Below are 3,224 nucleotides of genomic sequence, written 5' to 3'. Positions count from 1 at the left end.
ACCCGCCCGTGTCGTTGCGGTGCGGGTAGATCCGCTTCGCGCGAGTCACCGACTCGTCGTACGTCTCGCCCTCCCACTCGGTGACGCCCGGATCCGTCTCAAGCGGCAACTCGAACTCGACCGGCTCCCCGAGACGCCCGCGGACCGCGAGGTCGAGGGGCGCGCGAGCCGCGCGGAGGTCCTCGACTGGTGGGCCGAGCGGTTCGGGATCGGCCGGGAGGTGTTCGAGGGATACTCCTTCTGGGAGAAGGGGGCCGGCAAGGTCTGGATCTTCAACGGCGAGGCGACGGACCCGAGCGAGGTGGAGGCCGTCGGGATGACGTTCCTCCGGACGCGACAGGAGCACTGGAAGCCGACCGGGCGGGCGGTCTCGCGGTTCGGCGCGCACGCGACGAAGAACGTGATAGAACTCGGGCCGGAGCGGGCGGCCACCTTCGCCGCGGGCGAGGACCAGGACCTCCCCGAGTGGGACGGCGACTGGGGGTACCTGATCGCGACCCACGAGGTCGCGGGAGAGTCGGTGCCGATCGGGGTGGGGCTGTACTTATACGACGAACTGCGCTCCGTGGTGCCGAAGGGGAGTCGGGCGGACCTGCCGGTCGTGGAGTGACTGAACGCGACGGTGATGAGTCGTTCTGTTACTTATAAACCGCTACCGCCGTGGCGAACGCCTCAAAACATCCAGCCGCTCGGTTATAACCCCTGCCGTCGCGGTGACTATGTTGACCTCACCAAACTATCCAATCTAAAACGCCGACGAACCCACCAACTGCGATGATACCCACGTACGAAATTCTGTTTTGAGACGCCCACTCGTTGACGGTCTTCGAGGCGACCGGCATCACGACAAACAGAGAAAGCAGGAAGAAAACGATGGCAGCGATTGGATTCGAGTGTAGCACATTTGCGACACCAAGCAAACCGAATGAAATTCCGCCCCCTATCTGGCCAATCAACCCTCCACGAGCGGCACGAACCATGTTTAACTGTCCTGTTCGAGTATGTATTAAATCCCGTACAACTTTTGAATCGATCTCCGCTCCGGCGAAGCCGTCTGTAAGTCTTGACAAACTGATTCTGTAAAGTTCAGCCGAAATAGCCGAAGCCGGTTTGCCGTCTCCACCCTCTGTATTCTGCGAGCGTTTCCTGTCAGTTTCAAAAGTATCAGCAGAGCCCGGTGTGAAATTCTCCAAAGCCCAGCCGTTCACTTATAAATGACTGACTGTGGATCGACGGAGAACACCTCCAAAGCCCCAGCCGCGAGGCCGTCGTACGCTCGTTGCGCTCCTCAGTCGCTCGCTTCGCTCCCTCCCTACGGTGCTTACGTCGCCTACGACGGCCTCGCGGCTGCCCCTTTGAGTCCCACCCGGCACCGCACAGCACCGCAGCCTCACGCCTCCCCAGCCTTGCGGCTCCCTCCGCTTCGCTCCGGTCGCCGCGTCCCTCGCGCGTGCTGCTCGGCCGCAGAGCGGCCTCGCAGGCACACGCCACCGCACCGATTTAAATACGCTATTCCGATTTCTCCCGAACTGTCCCGCCGCCGAGCCCCTCCCACTCGACCCGGTAGCCGAGCCGCGAGAGTGCGGCGCTCGCGTCGTCGATCCCGCGGTCGTCGAGGACCGCCTCGACCGCCGAGAGCGCCATCCCGGGCTCGATTTCGGCGGCGAGGGCCTCCAACACCGCGGGCCGCACGAGCGTCCGCCCGATCCGCTCGTGGTCGGGGAACGCCTTGTCCTCTATCGCTTCGACGCTCACGCCGTACTCGTCCGCGAGGGCGTCCAGCCCGATCGCGTCGGCGTCGGGCGAGAGGGAATCGGGGAGTTCGGCGGCCGCGTCGGCGACGAACTCAGCCTCGTACTCGCGGAGCACGTCGACGACGTCCTTCACCCGGACCGTCCCGGAGTAGGTGACGACGCGGTGGTCGCGCGCGGCGATCTCCTCGCCGACGCCGAGGCTCTCGTCGACGGCGACGAGCAGGTCCACGTCTTCCACGTCCGCCAGTTGGCCGAGCTTCTTCTCCACGTACTCGGGCGTCCAGAAGCCCATCACCTCGAAGAAGAGCCGGAAGTCCGCGTGGGCGTAGTCGAACGCGAAGTCCGGGATCATGACGCTCGCGCCGGTTTCGAGTGTCTCCGGCTCGCGGACGAGCGTCCAGTCGAGGTCGAGCCCGCGGAGCCGCCCGGCGAAGTCGGCCTCGACGCCGCTGTCGAAGTCGGGCTCCGCGACGGGCTCGACGTCCGGGACCGTCACGTCGCCGTCGGAGAGTCGCATCTTGCGCTCGCGGCCGCGGTCGTCGATCGTCGCCGAGAGCGACCACTCGGCGGACTCCGCGACCGTCCGGAGCAGTCTGGCGAACGCGGTCCCGTACCGCCGCGTGCGCGAGAACAGCGCGTCCGGGCCGGTGACGACGAGCTCGCGGCCGTCGGGCGTCGTCTCGACCTCGTACATCAGGCGCAGGCGCTTGACGGCGGAAACGAGCCGCTTCGGGTCGTTCGACCGCACTCGGACCTCGGTGGCGTCGAACAGCGCGGTCTGGGCCAGCGAGAGGTCGTACTGCTCCAAGAGGGAGTCCGGGCCCCAGCGCACGTCGGCGTCGACGAGGACCTCGTTGACGTCGCGGTCGGCGTACAGCGACGCCTCCACGTCGGCCGATTCGACCCCGAGCGCGTCGGCCGCGCGGTCGACCGCGGCCTCCCGCTCCGCCTCGCTCGCGACGCCGACCGCCTCGGCCGCCTCGAACGCTGCCCGCCGGACGCGGCGCGGCGGGACCGCGGCGCGCGTCTCGAACTCGCACTCGCGCTCGACGAGCGCCGCGAGCCCGCGGACGAGCTTGAAGTCGCCGTTCCGGGCGGCGGCGTCGGCCTCCAGGTCCGCCAGCGCGTCGTCGAGGTCGCCGCGGCGCTCGCCGACGTGCGACTCGAACGTCCCGAGGACGCGGGCCGCGAGCGGGCGGTGTTCCCGTCCCGCGAACTGCGGGCGATAGCCGCCGCCCGCCCGGGAGACGCGCAGGAGGTCCTTCCGTAACACGCTCGGCGGTTCGAGGCCCCGGAGCTAAAAGCGTGGGATTCGAGCAGCGAGGCAGGCGATAGCTCACCCGCTGTGGCGCGTGCCTATGAGCGGTCGCCCTCGGCGACCGCGAAACAGCACGCGCGAGGGAGTCGCTGGCGGGCGGAGCGGAGCGACGGCCGCCAGCGACGAGGCTGGGGAGGCGTGAGGTGCGGGGC

The 3,224-nt window shown here is 67.9% G+C and carries 3 protein-coding genes and 1 pseudogene; 1 reads left to right on the top strand and 3 read right to left on the bottom strand.

Translation table 11 applies throughout. From position 1 onward, the window contains the following. Nucleotides 1-127: pseudogene (locus tag EXE46_RS17545) on the bottom strand (SAM-dependent methyltransferase); the annotation flags it as partial. Here EXE46_RS17545 and EXE46_RS16065 point away from each other — a divergent pair. Continuing rightward, nucleotides 92-610, top strand: coding sequence for a hypothetical protein (locus EXE46_RS16065; RefSeq protein ID WP_137689344.1), 519 nt, complete (start codon nt 92-94; stop codon nt 608-610). The pseudogene EXE46_RS17545 and the gene EXE46_RS16065 sit on opposite strands and share 36 nt — an antisense overlap. A 118-nt stretch (nt 611-728) precedes the next feature. Here EXE46_RS16065 and EXE46_RS16060 read toward each other — a convergent pair whose 3' ends face one another. Further along, nucleotides 729-1,208 (bottom strand): hypothetical protein, encoded by a 480-nt coding sequence (locus EXE46_RS16060; RefSeq protein ID WP_137689343.1) that lies wholly within the window; start codon nt 1,206-1,208, stop codon nt 729-731. 301 nt (nt 1,209-1,509) lie between these two features. Further along, nucleotides 1,510-3,027 carry a DUF790 family protein gene (locus EXE46_RS16050; protein ID WP_137689341.1) on the bottom strand — a complete coding sequence of 506 codons (1,518 nt, stop codon included), beginning with the start codon at nt 3,025-3,027 and terminating at the stop codon, nt 1,510-1,512. Nucleotides 3,028-3,224: the final 197 nt, after the last annotated feature.

The organism is Halorubrum sp. GN11_10-6_MGM, assembly GCF_005435165.1.
Classification (GTDB): Archaea; Halobacteriota; Halobacteria; order Halobacteriales; family Haloferacaceae; genus Halorubrum.
The sequence above is the reverse complement of the archived record's forward strand: the minus strand, read 5'-3'. Positions and strand labels throughout refer to the sequence as shown.